At 71.5% G+C, this 19,705-nt stretch carries 18 protein-coding genes and 2 tRNA genes; 13 read left to right on the forward strand and 7 right to left on the reverse strand.

The window, feature by feature from the left end:
- The first annotated feature begins 69 nt into the window (after positions 1-69).
- Positions 70-157 (forward strand) — tRNA-Ser (locus tag OXR63_RS02600).
- A gap of 33 nt (positions 158-190) precedes the next feature.
- Here OXR63_RS02600 and OXR63_RS02605 read toward each other — a convergent pair.
- Positions 191-1,192, reverse strand: coding sequence for a GAF and ANTAR domain-containing protein (locus OXR63_RS02605; RefSeq protein ID WP_267419854.1), 1,002 nt, complete (start codon positions 1,190-1,192; stop codon positions 191-193).
- A gap of 373 nt (positions 1,193-1,565) precedes the next feature.
- On the opposite strand from OXR63_RS02605, the gene OXR63_RS02610 reads away from it, so the two are divergent.
- Positions 1,566-2,216 carry an SDR family oxidoreductase gene (locus OXR63_RS02610; RefSeq protein WP_267419856.1) on the forward strand — a complete coding sequence of 217 codons (651 nt, stop codon included), beginning with the start codon at positions 1,566-1,568 and terminating at the stop codon, positions 2,214-2,216.
- A 57-nt stretch (positions 2,217-2,273) separates the two neighbouring features.
- Positions 2,274-2,894 (forward strand): TetR/AcrR family transcriptional regulator, encoded by a 621-nt coding sequence (locus OXR63_RS02615; protein WP_267419858.1) that lies wholly within the window; start codon positions 2,274-2,276, stop codon positions 2,892-2,894.
- 21 nt (positions 2,895-2,915) lie between these two features.
- Here OXR63_RS02615 and OXR63_RS02620 read toward each other — a convergent pair whose 3' ends face one another.
- Positions 2,916-3,344 carry a BLUF domain-containing protein gene (locus tag OXR63_RS02620; protein WP_267419860.1) on the reverse strand — a complete coding sequence of 143 codons (429 nt, stop codon included), beginning with the start codon at positions 3,342-3,344 and terminating at the stop codon, positions 2,916-2,918.
- Positions 3,345-3,408: 64 nt separating this feature from the next.
- Positions 3,409-3,867, reverse strand: coding sequence for a GtrA family protein (locus OXR63_RS02625; protein ID WP_267419861.1), 459 nt, complete (start codon positions 3,865-3,867; stop codon positions 3,409-3,411).
- Between the two features lie 72 nt (positions 3,868-3,939).
- Between OXR63_RS02625 and OXR63_RS02630 the strand changes: the two genes are divergently transcribed.
- The 3 genes from OXR63_RS02630 (at position 3,940) to OXR63_RS02640 (ending at position 6,028) form a co-directional block, all read left to right on the forward strand.
- A complete protein-coding gene (locus OXR63_RS02630) occupies positions 3,940-4,656 on the forward strand; it encodes a histidine phosphatase family protein (protein ID WP_267419862.1) in 717 nt (238 codons plus the stop codon).
- A gap of 83 nt (positions 4,657-4,739) precedes the next feature.
- Positions 4,740-5,267, forward strand: coding sequence for a DUF3090 domain-containing protein (locus OXR63_RS02635; RefSeq protein WP_267419863.1), 528 nt, complete (start codon positions 4,740-4,742; stop codon positions 5,265-5,267).
- Entirely contained in the window at positions 5,264-6,028 is a 765-nt protein-coding gene (locus tag OXR63_RS02640; protein WP_267419864.1) for an SCO1664 family protein, read from the forward strand. The genes OXR63_RS02635 and OXR63_RS02640 overlap by 4 nt, the downstream gene beginning before the upstream one ends.
- Positions 6,029-6,196: 168 nt before the next feature.
- On the opposite strand, the gene OXR63_RS02645 is transcribed toward OXR63_RS02640, so the two are convergent.
- From OXR63_RS02645 to OXR63_RS02655, 3 genes are all read right to left on the reverse strand, one after another.
- Positions 6,197-8,239 carry a vWA domain-containing protein gene (locus OXR63_RS02645; protein WP_267419866.1) on the reverse strand — a complete coding sequence of 681 codons (2,043 nt, stop codon included), beginning with the start codon at positions 8,237-8,239 and terminating at the stop codon, positions 6,197-6,199.
- The gene (locus tag OXR63_RS02650) at positions 8,232-9,602 is read right to left on the reverse strand and encodes an ATP-binding protein (RefSeq protein ID WP_267419883.1); all 1,371 of its coding nucleotides are present in this window, start codon (positions 9,600-9,602) and stop codon (positions 8,232-8,234) included. Before OXR63_RS02650 ends, OXR63_RS02645 begins: the two co-directional genes overlap by 8 nt.
- Before the next feature lie 91 nt (positions 9,603-9,693).
- Positions 9,694-10,893, reverse strand: a complete 1,200-nt coding sequence (locus tag OXR63_RS02655; protein WP_267419868.1) for a cobalamin-independent methionine synthase II family protein — start codon at positions 10,891-10,893, stop codon at positions 9,694-9,696.
- A gap of 152 nt (positions 10,894-11,045) precedes the next feature.
- On the opposite strand from OXR63_RS02655, the gene OXR63_RS02660 reads away from it, so the two are divergent.
- From OXR63_RS02660 to OXR63_RS02680, 5 genes are all read left to right on the forward strand, one after another.
- Entirely contained in the window at positions 11,046-12,509 is a 1,464-nt protein-coding gene (locus tag OXR63_RS02660) for an MFS transporter (RefSeq protein WP_267419869.1), read from the forward strand.
- A 202-nt stretch (positions 12,510-12,711) separates the two neighbouring features.
- Positions 12,712-13,449 carry a GntR family transcriptional regulator gene (locus tag OXR63_RS02665; protein WP_267419870.1) on the forward strand — a complete coding sequence of 246 codons (738 nt, stop codon included), beginning with the start codon at positions 12,712-12,714 and terminating at the stop codon, positions 13,447-13,449.
- A gap of 184 nt (positions 13,450-13,633) precedes the next feature.
- Positions 13,634-14,917 (forward strand): LCP family protein, encoded by a 1,284-nt coding sequence (locus OXR63_RS02670; RefSeq protein WP_267419871.1) that lies wholly within the window; start codon positions 13,634-13,636, stop codon positions 14,915-14,917.
- 109 nt (positions 14,918-15,026) lie between these two features.
- Positions 15,027-16,373 (forward strand): LCP family protein, encoded by a 1,347-nt coding sequence (locus OXR63_RS02675; RefSeq protein ID WP_267419872.1) that lies wholly within the window; start codon positions 15,027-15,029, stop codon positions 16,371-16,373.
- 342 nt (positions 16,374-16,715) lie between these two features.
- Positions 16,716-16,804 (forward strand) — tRNA-Ser (locus OXR63_RS02680).
- A gap of 82 nt (positions 16,805-16,886) precedes the next feature.
- Here OXR63_RS02680 and OXR63_RS02685 read toward each other — a convergent pair.
- Complete coding sequence (locus OXR63_RS02685) at positions 16,887-17,195, reverse strand: hypothetical protein (protein ID WP_267419873.1); 309 nt, start codon at positions 17,193-17,195, stop codon at positions 16,887-16,889.
- Between the two features lie 239 nt (positions 17,196-17,434).
- Between OXR63_RS02685 and OXR63_RS02690 the strand changes: the two genes are divergently transcribed.
- Together OXR63_RS02690 and OXR63_RS02695 are read left to right on the forward strand one after the other, a co-directional pair.
- Entirely contained in the window at positions 17,435-18,442 is a 1,008-nt protein-coding gene (locus tag OXR63_RS02690) for a glycosyl hydrolase family 18 protein (RefSeq protein WP_267419875.1), read from the forward strand.
- A gap of 155 nt (positions 18,443-18,597) precedes the next feature.
- The gene (locus tag OXR63_RS02695) at positions 18,598-19,623 is read left to right on the forward strand and encodes an AAA family ATPase (RefSeq protein ID WP_374116053.1); all 1,026 of its coding nucleotides are present in this window, start codon (positions 18,598-18,600) and stop codon (positions 19,621-19,623) included.
- The last annotated feature ends 82 nt before the right edge of the window (positions 19,624-19,705 follow it).

The raw sequence follows: 19,705 nt of genomic DNA on the forward strand, positions 1-19,705 counted from the left end.
CACGCTGCGCGGCCGGGAGGCCCGATACACTTCCAGGGACACGGTCGCGTGCTGCACGGGGCCGGGTCAGGAGGGTTGTCCGAGCGGCCGATGGAGCCTGTCTTGAAAACAGGTGGGCAGAGATGTCTCGTGGGTTCGAATCCCACACCCTCCGCCAGGTGGCTGGCCGCCGCTCCGAGCGTGTCCGTCCTCAGATGACGCCGTCGAGGCGCTCGCCCCGGTGGATGACGTCCTCGGCGAGTTCCCGGAGCCCACGACCCGCACCGCGAGCGCTCGTCCGGAGGGCCTGGAACGCCTCGTCGATCCCGATGCCCTGACGGTGGGCGAGCGCACCCTTGGCCTGCTCGAGGGTGATCCGGGCGTCCAGGGCGTCCTGGACCTGCTCGTCGAGGGTCTGCATGCGCCCCTGGTCGCGCTGTCGGACGAGCGCGGCGGACGCGGCGTCGGCGAGCAGCTGCATGAGCACGACGTCACGGTCGTCGTGGCCTTCGTCGTGCGTGGCGAAGACGCAGAGGGAACCGATCGTGGTCCGACGGAGCCGGATCGGTTCGGCGAAGGTGCCGACCATGCCGCGCTCGCGCATGGTCTCGACGAACGCGGGCCAGTCGGCAGCGCGGGTCCGGACGTCCGGTACGTCGATCGTCTCCCCGGTGCGGTAGCAGTCCATGCAGGAGCCCTCGTTCGTGCCGAGCTGGGCCTCCTCGGCGTCGGTCGACCGCTCGCTGGTGGACGCGATGACGTGCAGGGTGCCGGACCGGTCGGCGAGCACGATGCCGGCCTCGGTCGCCGACGTGCAGCGGACGCAGGTGTCGATCACGCGGTCCATCGCGTCGAGCACGTCGAGGGACGGGTCGAGCACCGCCTCGAGCTCCGCGGCGAGCCCGTCGAACCGGTCGGGGTGCCTGGTCGAGTCCAGGTGTCGCTGGAAGCGGTTGATCCGTCGGGTGATCTCGGCGACGAACGCGGTGTCCTCGGGTTCGAGCTCGTCGTCCGGGGCGGGTTCGCTCATCACCGCGATCGCCGGACCGAGCAGGAGCCCGACGCTCGCCGCGGCCCCGTGGGCATCGGCCGTGGGGACGTCGACGATGTCGGTCGTGCTGTGCTGTGCGAGGACGACCGAGTAGGCGAGCACCGCATCGGCGATCGAGTCGCCGGTCATGACGCGGTCGGAGCCGTAGACGAGGTACTTCATGGGGTCGATGCAACACGCCCCGTCCCGAGTGCCTCTCCACCCTGGACACGAAACGAACGGACTAGCCAGAGAACGCGCGTTCCCTTTCGGGGGGTTCTCCCCGACACCCTCGACCTGGTTTGCTCTTCGAGTGGCCGGGTGACCGGCTGCCGCAGCCCACGACGACCCTGGTCGGCCGTGACAGCAGGAGCCGTTGGTACCGGCGTCTGCGCATGTGTTGCCGTGTCGATTCGGGTTCGACACGGTGACACACACTGAGTGCGTCGCCGTGTCGATTCGGGTTCGACACGGTGACGCGCTCGTGGTCCGTGCGACGCTCCCGAGGGTCGGAGCGGTCATCTGCCGCCGAGGAGCCCCGCGTAGCGTCGAGGCCATGAGCGACATCATCATCTTCGGCGGCCACGGCAAGGTCGCACTCCTCGCGACGCGCATCCTCAGCGACCGGGGTCACCACGTCACGTCCGTCATCCGCAAGCCCGAGCAGGCCGACGAGGTCCGTGCCCACGGCGGCGACCCGAAGGTCGCCGACGTCCAGGAGCAGACGATCTCCGGGTTCGAGGACCTGGTCCGCGGGCAGGACGCCGTCGTGTGGTCCGCCGGCGCCGGCGGGGGATCCGTGGACCGCACCTGGGCGATCGACCGCGACGCCGCCGTGCTGTCCGTGCAGGCAGCCGCACGCGCGGGCGTCGAGCGGTACGTCATGGTGTCCTGGTCCGGATCGAAGCTCGACCACGGGGTGCCCCAGGACGACGACTTCTTCGCCTACGCGCAGTCCAAGATGACGGCCGACGCCGTCGTGCGCGACTCCGGGCTCGAGTGGACGATCGTCGCACCGAGCACCCTGACCGACGACGAGCCCACCGGGCAGGTCGACTGGGCCGGCGAGGGCACGAACGTTTCCCGCGGCGACGTCGCGCACGTGGTCGCCGACGTGCTCGAGACCGGTGGCACCGCCGGCAGCACGTACCGGTTCAACGCCGGCAGCACCCCGATCGCCGAGTTCCTCCGCGCCGACCAGGCCTGAGCCCGACCGGCACGGGACCCCGGTGCTCTCGGTGTCCCGTGCCGGTAGCGTTGTCGCGTGCATGACGTGGGTGGGGCAGGTCGACGCGACGTGATCGTCGAGGCGGCGGCCGGGGAGTTCGACCGCGACGGCTACGCGACGGCGAGCATCGCCGGCATCGCGCGGGCCGCGGGTGTCAGCCAGGGGGCGTTGCACCGGTCCTTCCCGACCAAGCACGCGGTGGCACTCGCCGTGATCGACGAGCAGAACGCGCGGACCTTCGCCGCGATGAGCGCGGGAGACCCCTCGCCGATCGGGACCCTGGTCCGGGCGTCGCGCGGGATCGCCGACCTGCTGATGCGCGACGTCGTCGTCCGTGCCGGGATCCGGATCTCCCTGGAGCACGGAGTCCTGGCCCGGCAGACGGCGAGCTTCTACGAGCAGTGGATCGCGGGCGTGGTCGACGTGTTCCGACTCGGGATCGCCAGCGGCGAGGTCAGCACGGACCTGACGCCCGAGGCGCTCGGCGGGACCGTCGTGCCGTACTTCACCGGGGTGCAGCTCGTGTCGAACGTGCGGTCCGGGCGGGCGGACCTGCTGCCCGTGGTGGCGACGATGTGGCGGGTCCTCATCCACGCGGTCGTTGATCGAGCCCACCGGGAACGCCTGCTGCGCGTCGTCGACGACGTGTTCGCATGAGGGGCTCGAGGCCGGTCCAGGTCAGACGTCGTGGAGTTCGCGGTCCCGGAACCACCTGAGCAGCCACGCGGCGCTCGTGCGGTCGAACGACGGCGGGAAGTCCATCGAGCCGGCGAGGAACGGGCTGAAGCCCTCGACCTCCTGCAGGTCCGTGTCGTCGAGTCCGCGGAAGGCCATCGACCAGCCGTCGAACCGGCGACGGTCGATGTCCTCGCGGATGAGCGACGTGATCTCGAGGTGCCGGGGATCGCGGGAGATCGCGGCGAAGCGGTCGTCGACGCTCCACGCCGGCCCCTCGAGCAGCTGCATGAACCGACCGCCCTTGGCGACGAGCAGGCCGGAGATGCCCATGGCCTCGTTCCGGAGCCGCGAACCGCGGAGGAGTTCCGCGAGGTCGTCGTCACCGAAGTCGTCGGCAGCGCGACTCATGTAGACGATCGAGACCAGCACAGCACCATCTTGCCGTGTCCTGGACAGGAGATCTCCACGGAGGACGGGAAACGAAGGAAGTCGCTCAGACGTCGGCGCGGCGGACGAACACCCAGCGGCTCATCGCCCAGTACCGGAAGACCATCGCGATCGCGGTGCCGATGACGGGACCGCTCACGAAGTCCGCGATCTCCTGCGTCGCCCGGCTCACGGTGGGGACCTCGAGGCCGAACGCGTACCGCGACAGGTAAAGCGGCGCCGAGTTCAGCCCGATGCCGATGGCGCTGACGATCACGAAGTAGAGCATCTCGAGCCCGGTGTGCCGACCCCCGCGGTCACCGAAGGACCACTTCTTGTTGAGCCAGTACGACACGACGGTCGCCACGACGGTGCCGATGACGAGCGCGGTGACGGGGTGCTGCGGGATGACGAAGAGCTTCAGGCCGTAGTTGATCACCATCGTGATCACGAAGCCGATGCCACCCACGACCAGGAACCGTCCCGCTGAGGGGTACCGGCGGAACAACCGGAGCAGTGCATCCATCGAGATCAGTATGACCATGCCGGGCCCTGTGGAGCGAATCCGCCGCGGCGCCGCGTGAATAGGATCGTGCGCATGGCCACCGTCCTCCTCGTCCGGCACGGACGCACCACCGCCAACGCGACCGGGCTCCTGGCGGGCCGGACCGCGGGCGTCGCGCTCGACTCGGTCGGCAAGCGACAGGCGGCCACGACGGCGGAGCGCATCGGCGCCGTGCCCCTCGCGGCGGTGGTGTCCAGCCCGCTCGAGCGGTGCCGACAGACGGCACGGGCGATCACGGCGTTCCAGCAGGGCGAACCGCAGCAGTTCGTCGAGCGCGGCATCATCGAGGCGGACTACGGCGAGTGGCAGAACCGGAAGATCATCGACCTGGCGAAGGAGCCGCTGTGGCGCGTGGTGCAGGCGAACCCGAGCGCGGTGGTGTTCCCCGGCGGTGAGTCCATGCAGACCATGCAGTCCCGCGCGGTGGCCGCCATCCGACGGCTCGACGCGCAGGTCGAGGCCGAGCACGGCCCGAACGCGGTCTGGGTCGCGGTGAGCCACGGCGACATCATCAAGTCCGTGCTGGCAGACGCCCTCGGCATGCACCTCGACCTGTTCCAGCGGATCACCGTCGGGCCCGCGTCGGTGTCCGTCGTCCGGTACGGCGAGCACCGCCCCGAGGTCGTCGCGACGAACACCGAGTCGGGCGACCTGTCCTGGCTCGCGAAGGCACCGGCCCCGACGGGGGACGCCGCGATCGGCGGCGGCGCGGGCAACCCGGCGCCGGAGGACGGTGCCGCGAGCGCCTGATCGCACCGCCACGAGCCCTCCGTTCGGAGACGGGTTCTGCCAGACCCTGAACGGGCGCAGGCTGGCGCTCCTACAATGCCGGTATGCCCACCATCGTCCACGGATTCGACTGGCCGGATCGTCTCGTCGTCGGCACCATCGGGCGCCCCGGTGAGCGGAGTTTCTACCTGCAGGCGCGCGACGGCCGCCGGGTGGTGAGCGTCGCCCTCGAGAAGGAACAGTCGGCGGTCCTGGCCGAGAAGCTCGACGAGCTCCTCGACGAGGTCGCCACGGTGGAGGAGAACCGCTTCAGCGTCCCGCCCACCGTCCCGCGCGAGCTCCACGACGTGGACCCGCTCGACCAGCCCGTCGAGCCCGAGTTCCGCGCCGGTGCCCTGAGCCTGGGCTTCGACCCCGCCACGGCACAGGTCGTCATCGAGGCCTACCCCATCGAGGACGAGCTCGAGATCGTCGGCGAGGAACCCGGTGAGGACGGCGAGCTCGAGGCCGTCGTCGAGATGCCGGAACCCGCCGAACTGCTGCAGGTGAAGATCCCCGTCGGCACCGCCAGGGCCTTCGTCGAACGGACACGCGAAGTGGTGGCCGCGGGACGGCTGCCCGGCGAGGCATGAGCGAGGCGCCGGACCCCTCCGGCATGACGCTCACGGCCCGCATCCGTGAGGCCTCGAACGCCACGTTCCTCGCGGAGCTCGACGGCCACGAGGTCGTCTACAAGCCGATCGCCGGCGAGAAGCCGCTCTGGGACTTCCCGGACGGCACGTTGGCCGGTCGCGAGTACTCGGCGTTCCTGGTGTCGGAGGCGTTCGGCTGGCGCGTGGTCCCGCCGACGTGGCTCGGGACGGGGCCGCTCGGCCTCGGCATGGTCCAGCGCTGGCAGGACGTCGACCCGGAGCAGGACGCCGTCGACGTGGTCCCCACGGACCAGGCCGAGGCATCCGGGATGAAGACCGTGCTCGAGGCCATCGACGAACACGACCGACCCGTCACCCTGGTGCACGAGGACACCGCGGCACTCCGCCGCATGGCCGTCTTCGACGTCGTGGTCAACAACGCGGACCGCAAGGGCGGACACGTCCTCGCGATGCCGGACGGCCACCGCCACGGCGTCGACCACGGGCTCACCTTCCACGTCGAGCACAAGCTCCGCACGGTCCTCTGGGGCTGGGTGGACGAGCCCCTCGACACAGAGGAGCTCGCCGGGCTGGAACGGGTCACCACAGCCCTGCACGGCGACCTCGGCGAGCAGCTCACCGAGCACCTGACCGTCGACGAGATCGACAACCTCGAGGCCCGGTGCGCCGCACTGGCGGCCGTCGGCCGCTTCCCACCCCCGGCCGGCTACGGCCCCGCGGTGCCCTGGCCCCTGTTCTGAGGCGATCGCCCGCTGGCTCAGCCGCACCGAGTCTCGGCCCGGCGGACACGCTGCGGGCCGCAGCCCTCGCAATCTGCCCGCAGGGCCGAGTCTCGGCGCGCGGACCGGCCGCATGACGGACGGGAGGCTCGGTGCCAGCTGGCACCGAGCCTCCCGTCCGCCGCGCACTCAGCCGAAGCGGCCGAACGCGCCGCCACCGCCCCAGTCGTCGTCGCGGAAGAGCGCACCGCCCTGCCGTGACCCGAGGTACGACCCGACCACGGCCACGCCGAGGTCGTCGTTCTCCGGAGCCGTGACGGTGCCGTCCACGCGCCGGGCCATGCCGTCGATGAACCGGGCGAGCCCCGGGTCGTCGCCGAGGCGGAAGAACGTCGTCTGCGCACCGAGCCGGTGCGCGTTCTCGAGCTCGCGGACGCTCAGCGCGATCGTCATCGGGTCGGGCGGGTAGCTGAAGTACACCTGCCCGTTCGGCTCGAGGTGCGACGTCGGCTCGCCGTCGGTGACGATGAGCAGCACCGGCTGCGCGGTGGGGTGCTTCCGGAAGTGCCGGTTGGCCAGCAGCAGGGCGTGGTGCAGGTTCGTGCCCTTGTCCCACTCGGCGTCGAGCCCGACGAGCTGCTCGACGTCCATCACCTCGGCCTCGCGACCGAAGGCGATGAGCTGCAGGTCGTCGCCGCGGAACCGGGTCGAGATGAGCGTGTGCAGCGCCAGGGCCGTGCGCTTCATCGGGACCCAGCGGTCCTCCATCGCCATCGAGAACGAGGTGTCCACGAGCAGGGCCACGCAGGCCTGCGTGCGGGCCTCGGTCTCCTGGACCTCGACGTCGTCGATCATGAGGCGGACGGCGGCACCGTCCCGGCCGGACGCCGCCGTGCGGGTGACGGCGTTCGTGATGGTGCGGGGGATGTCCCACGGCTCGGTGTCGCCGAACGCCCACTGTCGGGTCGCGCCGGACGGCTCGCCCGAGGCCCCGGACCGGCGGAGGTCCCGCGCACCCTGGCGGCCCGACATCTTCTGGGCGACGTCCTTGAGCAGGCTCTTGCCGAGCTGCCGCATGGCCTTCGGCGTGAGCTTGTACTGGCCGTCGGCACCGCGGCGCATGGTGCCAGAGGTCCGCAGGGCCTTCTCGAGCTGCTGCAGGGTGCGGGCGTCGACCGCGGCGTCGGACCCGAGCTGCCGGGCCAGGGACTCGAGGTCCAGGTCGTCGAGGTCGGACCCGGGGCCGGACTGCGCGAGCTGTTCGGCCAAGGCGTCGAGGTCGGCGATGTCCTGGAACGCGCCGGTGCCGTCACCGAGCCCGAGGCCCTGCTCGCCGTCCATCCGCTCGGAGCCGCCCCAGTCCTCGCCGGGCCGGAGTGCACGGAGGTTGCCGTCGAGCTGCGACAGCGCCCCCATCAGGTCGGGGCTGCCGAAGGCCTGCTGGGCGAGGGCGTCGAGCTCGTCCCGCTGCTCCTGGGTCATCGAGTTCCGCATCCGCTGGGCGGCGGCGGCCCGGGCGGCGAGGTCGTCGAGGAGCTCGTCGACGTTCTTCGGGTCGGACGGGAAGTACTCCCCGTGCTTCGCCATGAACTCGTCGAACTGCTCCTGGGAGTCGGTGCCGGCGCGGTGGTCCTCGAGCAGCTGGTTGAGGTCCTGCATCATCGCCTGGACGTCGGCGCGGTCGTCGTCGTCGGCGTTCTCGAGCGCCTGCTTCATGCCGGCGAAGCGCTGGTCGAGCATCTCCCGCCCGAGCAGGTCCTTGATCTCCTCGTACTTCTGGCGAGCGGTCGGGCTGGTCCAGTCGTAGCCGGCGAGCTCGGTCACCGCCGCGGCGGGCGAGGGCGGCAGGCTGTCGAGCTGCATCTCGGCGAGTGCCCGGTCGCCGTCCTCGAGGTCGACGTTGCGGGCCAGCTCGCCCCGTTCGGCGAGCAGTGCCTCGTCGAGCAGCTGCTTGACCTGTTGCAGCGTGCCGTCGAGGTTGTTCCTGCTCGTCAGGTCGCGACGCTTCTCGGCCACGCGGCGCGCGAGGTCGTCGAGCCCGCGCTGGTCACGGCCGCCGCGGCGCAGGAACTCCCGCATCGCGCGCTCGGGGGAGTACCCCGCCATGACGTCCTGGCCGATGGCGTCGAGCGCCTCGGACAGGTCGGCGGGGGGCGCCAGGGGGTCTGGGCCGCCCTCGTACCGTCCGTACCGGGTGTCCCGCGACAGCCGGCGGTTCTGCCGACTAGCCATAGACGGCTTCGCCCCCGCCGGACTCCTTGCTGATCTTCCGCGCGAGGAACAGGCCCTCGAGCGCGAGCTCGATCGCGCCGGCCCGCTCGCCGTCGTTCGTGGCGCCGAGTCGTTCGCAGATCCGGTCGTAGAGGTCGGACTCCCCGAGGGACGGCAGCCCCTCGAGGAACGCGCGAGCCGAGACCTGCTCGCCGGTGGTCACCATGGTGCCGCCGTCGAGGGCCTCGATGAGCTGTGCCAGGTCGAGCCCGCGCAGCCGCGACCGGACGGTCTCGGCGGTGGCGGTGCGGAGGAGGTGCTCGAGGACCTCGTCTGCACGGTCCTCTTCTCCGGACTCGAACTCGATCTTGCCGCCGAGGACGTCGACCGCGGTCTCGAGGTCGATCGGCCGGGCAACCGGTTCGGACTCACCCTGGCGGGCGGCCCGGTGCACGGCTGCGGCGGAGACGGTCTCGGCACCGGCGATGGAGAACCGGGCGCTGACGCCACTGCGCTGGTCGACGGCGCTCGATGCCCGCAGTGCCCGGGTGAAGCGCGCGAGGATCTCGATCAGGGCGTCCGGCACCTCGGCCGTGAGCTCGGCTTCCTGCCGGATGACGGCGATCTCGTCCTCGAGCTCGATCGGGTAGTGCGTGCGGATCTCAGCGCCGAAGCGGTCCTTCAGCGGCGTGATGATCCGGCCGCGGTTGGTGTAGTCCTCGGGGTTCGCGCTCGCCACGACGAGGACGTCGAGGGGCAGCCGCAGCACGTAGCCGCGGATCTGCACGTCGCGCTCCTCCATCACGTTGAGCATCGCGACCTGGATGCGCTCGGCGAGGTCGGGCAGCTCGTTGATCGCGACGATGCCGCGGTGCGCACGGGGGATCAGCCCGAAGTGGATGGTCTCGGGGTCGCCGAGGCTGCGGCCCTCCGCCACCTTCATCGGGTCGACGTCGCCGATCAGGTCGGCCACGGAGGTGTCCGGGGTCGCGAGCTTCTCGACGTAGCGGCCGTCGCGGTGCCACCAGTCGATGGGGAGTGCGTCGCCGAGCTCCTCGGCGCGGCGGATGCTGGCCGTGGTGATCGGTTCGAAGGGGTGCTCGCCGAGCTCGGACCCGGCGATCACCGGGGTCCACTCGTCGAGCAGGCCCTGCAGCGTGCGGAGCAGTCGGGTCTTGCCCTGGCCGCGTTCGCCGAGCAGGACGACGTCGTGCCCGGCGATCAGGGCACGTTCGAGCTGGGGGACGACGGTGGTCGCGAAGCCGTGCAGGCCGGGCCACGGATCGGTGCCCTCGCGGAGGGCGGTGAGCAGGTTGTCGCGGATCTCGGCGCGGACCGTCTTCTGGACGTGACCAGAGGTGCGGAGCTCGCCGACCGTTCTCATGGTGGGTCGGGTCACGTCGTCGACGTTACGCCGCCCCACTGACGGGAGGATCGTGGCGGGGCCGCCGCGATCCTCCCGTCCGCCGTCGGCGTCAGCCGAAGAGCCGCTTGCTCGCGATCTCGGCACCCTCGGTCAGCGCGCGGAGCTTCGCCCACGCGACGTCCGTCGCGACGAACTCGTAGCTGGCGAACGTGGCGAGGCCGCAGTCGGTCCCGGCGACGATGCGGGTCGGGTCGCCGACGGCCTCCGCGGCCTCGACGATGCGGTTCGCGACGAGCTGCGGGTGCTCCAGGTAGTTCGTCGTCACGTCGATGACACCGGGCACCAGGACGGCACCATCGGGCAGTGGCAGGTCGCGGAACGCGGGGAACTCGTGCGCGTGACGCGGGTTGCCGAACGGGATGCTGAAGGACCCGACCTCGGCGCGGTACAGGTGTGGGAGCAGCACGTCGACGGGCACGTCGTCCTGGTGCGGACCCTGCCAGTTGCCGTAGCAGACGTGCAGGCGGGTCCGCTCCTTGGGGATGTTCCGGAGCGCGTGGTTGAGCGCGTCGACGTGCAGGTCCACCGCTCGGAGGAACTCCTCGGTGCTGGCGTCGACGAAGTGGATGACCCGCTCCATCGCGAGGTCAGGAGCGTCCAGTTGGAGGATGTGCCCGCGGGCGACGATCTCCTCGTACTCCACACGGAGCTGCTCGGCCAGGGCGAAGACGTACTCGCCGTGGTCGGCGTAGTGCGGGTTGGCCTCGTCGAGGAGCAGCGTCGTCGCGACGATGCCGGGCGTCGCCGCGGAGATGAAGGTGCCGGCGGGGGTGCGACCGGCGGCGGCGTTCCTGGCGAGCTCGCGCTCGAAGCCGTCGAGGTCCTCGCGGATGCCGGCGCGTTCCTGGTCGTACTCCAGCAGGCCCTGGGCGAGCGGGGTGTCCCAGACCCGGGCGAACTCGGCGCCCTCGTCGATCTGCTTCGCCTGGAACGCGGCGTAGCCCGGGAACTTGACCGAGTCGAGCGTCGGCTTGCGGTGACCGGTCCCGCCGAACCCGGTCAGGCGCTCGCGGATGTAGGTCGAGAAGCCCACGCGGGGGACCTCGCCGTCGTTCACCACGTCGAGCCCGGCGTCGAGCTGTGCGTCGACGGTGCGCGCGAGGACGGCGGCCGTCTCCGCGCGGAGGGCGGCCTCGTCGTGGGGCTTGCCCTGGTCGCGCGCCACCAGCAGGGCGCTGAGTTCCGGCGTCCGGGGGAGCGATCCGGTGTGGGTGGTCAGGATGCGGTCGGTCGAGTTCTGGAGCGGCACGCTGCAACGCTACTTGCGGGTGGACCGGGGTGGCCGCTGGTGTCCGCCCCGTGCTCCGTGCCGTTCCGGCCCCGAACGACATCGGCCGTCCGGGCGTACGTTCTCCATCTGTGCCGGGCCGCGAGGGCCGGGCGGGTGAGGAGCGAGCCGCGATGACGAATGCGAGCGGACTGCAGGAGGGCCAGGTCAGGAGCCTGGTCCCGGCGCGGATGGACCGACTGCCCTGGACACGGTTCCACTGGAGCGTCGTGGTGGGGCTCGGCATCTCGTGGATCCTGGACGGGCTCGAGATCCAGATCGTCTCGAACGCCGGGTTCCAGGCGGACCTGGACCTGTCGACCCAGCAGGTGACGTCGCTCGGCACCGTGTACCTGGTCGGGCAGGTGGTCGGCGCGATCGTCTTCGGACGGTTGTCGGACCGGCTCGGTCGTCGCAAGCTCTTCATCCTGACGCTCGCCATCTACCTGATCGGCTCCGGCATCGCGGGCTTCGCGCAGGACTACTGGTTCCTCGCCGTGTTCCGCTTCGTCGCGGGCCTGGGCATCGGTGGCGAGTACGCCGCGATCAACTCGGCGATCGACGAGCTGATCCCCGCGAAGTACCGCGGGCACGTCGACATCGCCATCAACGGCACCTACTGGGGCGGCGCCGCGCTCGGCGCGTTCGCCAACATCTACCTGCTCGACACCGCGCACTTCGCCGAGAACATCGGGTGGCGGATCGGGTTCTTCCTCGGCCCGGTGCTCGGCATCGCGATCATCTTCCTGCGCCGCCACATCCCCGAGAGTCCGCGGTGGCTGATGACCCACGGCCGCGAGGAGGAGGCCGACGCGACGGTCTCCCGGATCGAGGCCGAGGTCGAGCGGGAGTCCGGGAAGCCGCTCGAGAAGGTGGACGACTCGAAGGCCATGACCGTCACGCCGATGGACAAGGTCAGCTTCCTGACGATCGTCAAGGTGCTGTTCCAGCAGTACCCCACGCGCACGCTGGTCGGCGCCACGATGATGATCACGCAGGCGTTCCTCTACAACGCGATCTTCTTCACCTACGCGCTCGTGCTGACGAACTTCTTCGGGTTGAAGACGTCCGAGACGGCCGTCTACTTCTTCCCGTTCGCGATCGGCAACCTGCTCGGGCCGATCCTGCTCGGGCGGCTGTTCGACACGTGGGGTCGTCGACAGATGATCTTCTCCACGTACCTGATCTCCGGTCTGGTGCTCGCCGTGTCCGCGTTCCTGTTCCAGGCCGACGCGATCACCGCCACCGTGCAGGTCGTGTTCTGGTGCATCTCGTTCTTCTTCGCCTCGGCGGGGGCGTCGAGCGCGTACCTGACCGTCAGCGAGATCTTCCCGCTCGAGCTCCGGTCGCAGGCGATCTCGTACTTCTTCGCGCTGGCACAGATCTTCGGCGCGATCGCACCGCTCATCTACGGCGCGCTGATCGGCGACGGGTCCTCGCGCGAGCCGCTCTTCTGGGGCTACCTGCTCGGCGCCGGGATCATGGTCATCGGCGGTGTCGTGGCGCTGATCTTCGGCGTGGACGCCGCCCGCAAGGGCCTCGAGGACGTCACGCAGCCGCTCTCGGTCATCGCGGCGAAGGAGGAGTCGAAGCGCTGACCGGCGATATCCGGAATGTTTAGCGACTGAAGGTCGCTCCTGCAACGCTCTCCACATCGACCCCCGACGGGGGTCCCGGACGGCGGGAGTGCAGTGATGCGAGACGGGCACCGTGCCCTCCACAGGGCACCGATCGGCGGACTCGTCCACCGATCACCACGGACCACACTCGGCGGGGTCCGCCGTGCGTGACGGTGGGCTCATGGGGTACGACGACACTGCGACTGCGCCCATCCCGCAGCCGGCTCCGCGGGGACTGCAGACGGACCGCGCGGCGATGTCGGGGCTGGGTGGCCCCGACCCGCTCGGGGTGCGGCGCAGCCTGCTGCGGGACGCGGTCTTCACGTGGCTGCTCGACCGGATCCTCCGGGGGGAGTACCGGCGGGGGCAGCGTCTCCGCCTCGACGCCATCGCCGACGACATGCGGGTCTCCCGGACGCCCGTGCGGGAAGCCCTGGTCCCGCTCGAGTCGCTCCGGCTCGTGTCGGTGCAGCGGTACGTCGGGGTGGTCATCGCGCACTGGTCGCTCGACCAGATGCAGGAGCGGATCCGGCTCGGGTGCACGATGCTCGCGGCCCCGCCGATGCCCGGCGCGCGGTCGGCCGAGCGCTTCGACCCGTTCTGGATCCGCGACTGCATGACCGAGGCCGGGGCCTTCGTCGAGCTCGGGTCCTGGCTGCTCCGGCGGTCCGGCGCCACGGTCAGCGCCGACTGGCTGGCGGTGCAGCGCCCCGTGCTCGACATGTTCTACACCGACGACGTCGCCGCAGCGAACGGCATCGACGCCGTGGTCGACCGACGCCACCGCCTCGACCTGGTCGAGCGTGCGCGTGCGGCGGCCGTGCGGGACGACCTCGACGACTGCGCCAAGGCGGTGCGGGCGCTCGGGGAGTGTCTGATCGCCCTCCCGGACCGGTTCCGAGCAGCGGAGTCCGCATGACGCCGTGAGCGTGGGCCCGGTGATGCCGTGGTGGGAGCATCGCGGGAGCTGACGGGCAGGGGTCCTCTGTGGCCCCCGAACGAGGCACGCCGAGCCGACCCGGGTCCCCGGCGGCGGGCACCTGCTCGGGTATCGTCCCCCGGCGAGCGGCCCGTGCCCGGGGCTGCTCGGAGGGAGCCCACCCGTGACCGATCCCGACGGTCCACAGTCCGCCTTCGACGACGTCCTCGACCCCAGACGCCGTCCGTCCGTCGTCTCCGGACCCGGGTTCCGCGTCAGCGGAGCCCGCCACGGTCGGGGCCGTCGTGACCTCGGCGTCAGTCAGCTGGTCAGCGGCGTCGGCATCGCGGCAGCGGTCGCCGTCATGAGCGCCACGTCACTCTCCGCCTACGCGGCCTACGACGTGGGCCACGGCTTCCAGCAGCGTGCGGTCGACGTCGGCAGCGGCGTGGCATCGACCGAGGGGGCCTTCAACGTGCTGGCGATCGGCGCGGACAACGACCCGTCGCAGGGGACCGCGTACGGCGACCGCGGTGCCACGCTCAACGACTCGAACGTGCTGCTGCACGTCTCCGCCGACCACACCCATGCGGTGGCGATCAGCTTCCCGCGCGACCTGGTCCTCGACCAGCCGGCGTGCAGCGGTGCGCCCGCAGTGCAGGACACCCCGCTCAACCAGGCGTACGGCCGCGGCGGGATGGACTGCGTCGTCTCGACGATCGAGCACACCACGGGCATGGACGTCCCGTACGCAGCCCAGGTCAGCTTCGCCGGGGTGATCCGGATGTCGGACGCCGTCGGCGGGGTGCCGGTGTGCGTCACCGACGCGGTCGACGACCCGTACACCGGGTTGCAGCTCGCGGCGGGGGAGCACACCGTCTCGGGGAAGACCGCCCTCGCGTTCCTCCGCGACCGGCACGGCGTGGGCGACGGCAGTGACCTCTCCCGGATCTCGAGCCTGCAGCAGTTCCTGTCCTCACTGCTCCGCAAGGTCAAGCACGAGGGCACGCTCGGCGACCCCGCGAAGCTCTACGGCCTGGCCAAGGCCGCGTCGCAGAACATCACCCTGTCGACCTCGCTCGCGAAGCCCTCGACGATGGTCGACATCGCCCGCGCCTTCGAGGGCATCGACCTCGGCGACATCACCTTCGTGCAGTACCCGGGCAGTGTGGACGACCCGGCCTTCCCGGGCAAGGTCGTCCCCGACCGGGCGACCGCCGACCGGCTGATCCGCGCGGTCCGTGCTGATCGTCCGTTCAGCCTCGACGCCGGTGCCACCGGACGCGGTGCGACCGAGGAGACCCCCGCCGCGGGGACGGACGCCCCCGCTGCGGCACCGGCGCCATCGGAGCGCACCGCGACGGCACCCCGTGCGGCATCGACCCCCTCGGCGTCACCGCGCGAGATGTCCGGTGTGACCGGGCAGACGGCAGCCCAGAAGACCTGCGCGGTGGCCGCCGGCGGGTGACCCCGGACCACGGACCACCGTCGCCGACGCGGCCGGCGCACACGGAACCGCAAGTCGGGCCTGTGGCAGGCTGTCCCGGTTGCCGAGTCCGCCGACGACAGGAGTGCCCGTGAACGACGTCCGCGACCGATCCCACCGCCTCAACCGGGTGGACGGGATCGCCCGACACGGACGCCTCCGTCGGCACCGGCCGTTCAGCACCGCCGCGAAGGTGCTCGCCGGTGCGGTGGCCGTCGCGCTCGTCAGCACGGCGTCCGTCGCGGCGATCGCGGCGAAGCAGGTCACGGACGACTTCGGCGAGGGCGTGCGCATCCAGGGGCAGTCGGCGGCACCGCGCCCGCAGCAGCAGGCCGGTCCGACGCTCAGTGCCTTCGAGGGCGGGTTCACGATGCTCGTCGTGGGGACCGACAACGACCCCGAGCAGGGCACCCAGTACGGGGAGCGCGACGCGACGCTCAACGACGTGAACATCCTGGTGCACGTGTCCGCGGACCACACGAACGCCACCGCCGTCAGCATCCCGCGGGACCTGGTCACGCCGATCCCGGCATGCGCGAAGCCCGACGGGTCCGGGTCGACGCCGGCCAGGGCCGCAGCACCGATCAACGATGCGTGGGGCGAGGGTGGGCTGAACTGCGTGGTGCAGACCGTGCAGGGACTCACCGGCCTCGACGTGCAGTACTCGGCGGCGGTGTCGTTCAACGGCGTCATCGAGATGTCGAACGCGATCGGCGGCGTTCCGGTCTGCGTCGCCTCGCCGATCCACGACCGCTACACCGGCCTCGACCTGCCCGCGGGGACCACGACACTGCAGGGGTCCCAGGCGCTCGAGTTCCTGCGCACCCGTCACGGCGTGGGCGACGGGTCGGACCTGGGGCGCATCTCGAGCCAGCAGGTCTTCCTGTCCTCGCTGCTCCGCACCGTGCGGGCGAACAGCACCCTGACCTCGCCGACGACGCTGTACAAGCTCGCCCGGGCCGCGGCGTCGAACATGCAGCTGTCCGAGAGCCTGAACGACCCGCGCACCCTGGTCGGGATGGGCCGGGCGCTGCAGGACCTGCCGCTCGAGCGGGTCAACTTCGTGCAGTACCCGGGGACGACCGGTGGCACGGGCGTCTACGAGGGCAAGGTGCAGCCGACGACCGAGCTGGCCGACGAGCTCTTCGCCAGGATCAAGGCGGACGAGTCGTTCTCGTTCGGGGCGGGCAGCACCGGGATCGGCTCCGAGTCGGCCCCGGCCAACCCGAGCCCGGCCGACCCGACTCCGGGTGCCCCGGACCCCACCGCTTCGACCCCGACCGCGCAGCCCCCGGCCGCGCAGACGCCAGCGGCCTCGACACCCGGGACGCCGGCGGCCACCGTCACGCCCGACGCTCCCGCCACGGCCGACACCCTCGACGGCCTGCAGGGGCAGTCGGCGGCGCAGCAGACCTGCTCGAAGGCCTTCGGCTCGTAGCGGTACCCGCCCGGAGGCGCGTGCGTGCCCGCCCGGAACGCAGGAACGGGGACGCGGCCTGGGCCACGTCCCCGTTCCGGTCACGCCCCGACGGGTGCCGGACACTGGGGAGCCGTGCCGGGTCGGGGAGTGATGCTGGGTGCTGTGTCGCGACGACGGGGACGAACCCCGGAATGTGATGCCGCGTCTGGATGAGACTAACGACCGGGGTACGCCCCGACAACCCCGATGCGTCCCCACTTCGGGGGACCGGTGGTCGTGATGCGGATTCCGGCTCAGGACGTGGGGTCGAGCGGCCCCGCGTCCTCCTGTATGGTGGTGTGTGCGTCTGCGAGGGCGCATGGAGACGTCGCATAGTTCGGCCGAGTGCACCACCCTGCTAAGGTGGAGTCCCCTTTAGGGGACCGAGGGTTCAAATCCCTCCGTCTCCGCACTTGAGCAAGACCCGCACGACCCGCACGACGAAACGCCCCCGTCACGACGACGGGGGCGTTTCCACGTTCGTGGAGCGGATCAGCCCGCAGTCGAGTCGATCCAGCGCATCCAGCCCTCGAGCTGCGCCTTCGCGCTGTCGAGCGTGCTGTGCTGGCCGTTGACCTCGCCACCCGTGGAGTGCACGGAGTAGCGGTCCGACCACGACACGACACCGACCAGGTCGGCCCCGGAGGAGCCCTCCCAGCGGCCGTCGTCGGTCTCGGTCCAGAGGATGCCGTCGCGGAGGCTCATCGGGTGCACCTCGGCGAGGACCACGTGGAGCGACCGCAGCACAGCGGTGCCGTCACGGTCCCGACGGGGACGACGTGACTGCGAGTGCGTGTGCACGGTGACTGCATGGGTGCTTCCGGTCTGGCTGCGGACGATGACATCGTTCCGGCGGCCGAGGTCCTGGGTCACCTGGAACTGACGGTAGTCGCCGTACATCCACGACGCACAGGCGACCGACATCCCGCCGGGCGACCGACTTCCCGCCAGGCGACCGACATCCCGCCGGGCGACCGACATCCCGCCGGGCCACCGACACACCGCCGCGGCTGGACGACCGACACCGCTACCGTGACGACGTGTCCCGCCGCGCTGTCCTGGTGTCCTCCGCCGTCGTCCTGGTCGCCGTCGTGCTCGGCGGCGCCCTGGTCGCCCATGCCCGGACCGGCCAGGCGCTCGCGGTCGAGGCCTACGCCGAACCCGGTGGTGCTGCCACCTCCCGGGTGTCCGCCGCCGCGCCGCACGTCGCCACGATCGGCATCGACGGGGTCACGATCGCCGAGGACGGTCGAGGGCTGAACTCACCGCCCGCGGGCATCGCGGCACTGTCCGGGACGGCATCCGGTCGCGGGGCCGCCACCGAGCTCCTCGTGAGCAACTACTCGTCGGCGCTCGGGGACTTCTCCCCGCGCATCGGGACGGCGCTGCTCGGCTCGGCGGCGAACCGGGAGCGGGTCGCCGACGACGTCGCACGCCTCGCCGCACGCACGGGGATGGACGGTGTGCAGATCGACCTCGAGTCGCTGCGCGCCCGCGACCGGCCGGGACTGGTCGCGTTCGCCGCGGCGGTGCGGTCCGCGGTGCACGACCAGCTCGGATCGCAGGCGCGGGTGTCGATGGCCGTGATGGCCTCGACCGACGCCGCCGGGTTCCGCGACACCGGCTACGACCTGCGCGGGCTGACGGAGCACGTCGACCGCTTCGTGCTCATGACGTACGACCAGCACGGCCCGTGGAGCGGAGCGGGACCGGTCGGCGCACTGCCCTGGGCGCGGGAGGTCGTACGGGCGGCGGAGCGCCAGGGGGTACGGCCCTCGACGATCGACCTCGGCATCGCCGGGTACGGCTACGTCTGGGGCGGCGCGGGTGCGGACGCGCAGGTCACGCCCGCCGCGGCCGCGAAGACCGCGGGGGACCGGGCGAGGTGGTCCGACCGGAACGGCGAGTGGTCGGCACGACTCGACGACGGGCGCGTCATGCACTGGTCGGACGCCCGGTCCTTCAACGCGCGGACGGCACTGGCCCGGCAGCTCGGGCTGCACGGCGTCGCGATGTGGTCGCTGGGCACGATGGCGCTGCCCCGCTGAGGGCGCGCGGACCGCGCGGACCGCGCGAACCGGACGGGAGGCACGGCCCGCCGCAGCCGGTCCGCACGGGTGATCCGGGCCTCCCGTCCGGCACCCATCCGCGATCCGCGAGTCGGTGACACATCCCCCGGTCCCTGTCACCGGGCCGATGTAGCATGCGCGGACATCCCAACTCCGAGGAGACCTGCGTGCCGGAAGCCCCCGACCTCGCCTTCCCCGTCGACCGGGTGCGTGACGCCGGCGCCGCGATCATGTCGGCCGTCGCCACCGTCGTCGACGGCAAGACGGACGCGATCCGCACGGCGCTCACCGTGATGCTCGCGCAGGGACACCTGCTCGTCGAGGACGTCCCCGGCGTCGGCAAGACCGTGCTGGCGAAGGCGCTCGGCGCCTCGGTCGGTGGGTCCGTGAACCGCATCCAGTTCACCTCCGACATGCTGCCGTCGGACGTCACCGGCGTGAACATCTTCGACCAGTCGTCCGGCACCTTCCGGTTCTCGCCCGGCCCGGTCTTCGCCAACGTGGTCATCGGCGACGAGATCAACCGCACGAGCCCGAAGACCCAGTCCGCCCTGCTCGAGGCCATGGCCGAGTCCCAGGTCACGGTCGACGGCGTCACCCGGCAGCTCGACTCGCCGTTCATGATCGTCGCGACGCAGAACCCCGTGGACATGGAGGGCACCTACCCGCTGCCCGAGGCCCAGCGCGACCGCTTCATGGCGCGCATCGCGATGGGGTACCCGAGCGTCGACGCCGAACGGCGGATGCTCACCAACCGTGGCGGGCGCGACCCACTCGAGTCCGTGCGGCCCATCGTCGACGTCGGCACCCTCCGGGCGATGACCGAGGCAGTTCACGCGGTCCACATCTCCCCGGACGTCGAGGCCTACATCATCGAGATCACCCGCGCGACGCGGACCCACCCGGACCTGGTGCTCGGCGCGAGCCCGCGGGCCACGCTCCACCTCGCCCAGGCCGCCAGGGCCCACGCCGCGCTGCTCGGTCGGCCGTTCGTGACGCCCGACGACGTCGCCGAGCTGGCGCCGGTCGTGCTGGCCCACCGGCTCGTCCCCGTCGCCCGCGGCCTGGGCGGCTCGACGGAGGACACCGCCCGCGAGATCGTCGTGCGCATCGTCTCCGAGACGTCCGTGCCCTTCACCGCGGCGCCCGTCCGGTCCTGATGTCCCAGGCGTCCTCACCGCTCGCTCGCCGTGCGGGTGCCGCACAGTCGGTGCTCACGCGGTGGACGCGGCGCGGTGCGTC

The sequence above is a fragment of the Curtobacterium sp. GC_Cur_3 genome, from assembly GCF_026544205.1.
In the GTDB taxonomy this organism is placed as follows: Bacteria; Actinomycetota; Actinomycetes; order Actinomycetales; family Microbacteriaceae; genus Curtobacterium.

What these genes read in the sequence shown, in the direction of transcription:
- OXR63_RS02650 (WP_267419883.1), bottom strand. Translation starts at nt 9,602, where the DNA reads ATGAGAACGGTCGGCGAGCTCCGCACCTCTGGTCACGTCCAGAAGACG.
- OXR63_RS02635 (WP_267419863.1), top strand. Translation starts at nt 4,740, where the DNA reads ATGCCCACCATCGTCCACGGATTCGACTGGCCGGATCGTCTCGTCGTC.
- OXR63_RS02640 (WP_267419864.1), top strand. Translation starts at nt 5,264, where the DNA reads ATGAGCGAGGCGCCGGACCCCTCCGGCATGACGCTCACGGCCCGCATC.
- OXR63_RS02645 (WP_267419866.1), bottom strand. Translation starts at nt 8,239, where the DNA reads ATGGCTAGTCGGCAGAACCGCCGGCTGTCGCGGGACACCCGGTACGGA.
- OXR63_RS02625 (WP_267419861.1), bottom strand. Translation starts at nt 3,867, where the DNA reads ATGGATGCACTGCTCCGGTTGTTCCGCCGGTACCCCTCAGCGGGACGG.
- OXR63_RS02605 (WP_267419854.1), bottom strand. Translation starts at nt 1,192, where the DNA reads ATGAAGTACCTCGTCTACGGCTCCGACCGCGTCATGACCGGCGACTCG.
- OXR63_RS02610 (WP_267419856.1), top strand. Translation starts at nt 1,566, where the DNA reads ATGAGCGACATCATCATCTTCGGCGGCCACGGCAAGGTCGCACTCCTC.
- OXR63_RS02630 (WP_267419862.1), top strand. Translation starts at nt 3,940, where the DNA reads ATGGCCACCGTCCTCCTCGTCCGGCACGGACGCACCACCGCCAACGCG.
- OXR63_RS02660 (WP_267419869.1), top strand. Translation starts at nt 11,046, where the DNA reads ATGACGAATGCGAGCGGACTGCAGGAGGGCCAGGTCAGGAGCCTGGTC.
- OXR63_RS02695 (WP_374116053.1), top strand. Translation starts at nt 18,598, where the DNA reads ATGCGCGGACATCCCAACTCCGAGGAGACCTGCGTGCCGGAAGCCCCC.
- OXR63_RS02665 (WP_267419870.1), top strand. Translation starts at nt 12,712, where the DNA reads ATGGGGTACGACGACACTGCGACTGCGCCCATCCCGCAGCCGGCTCCG.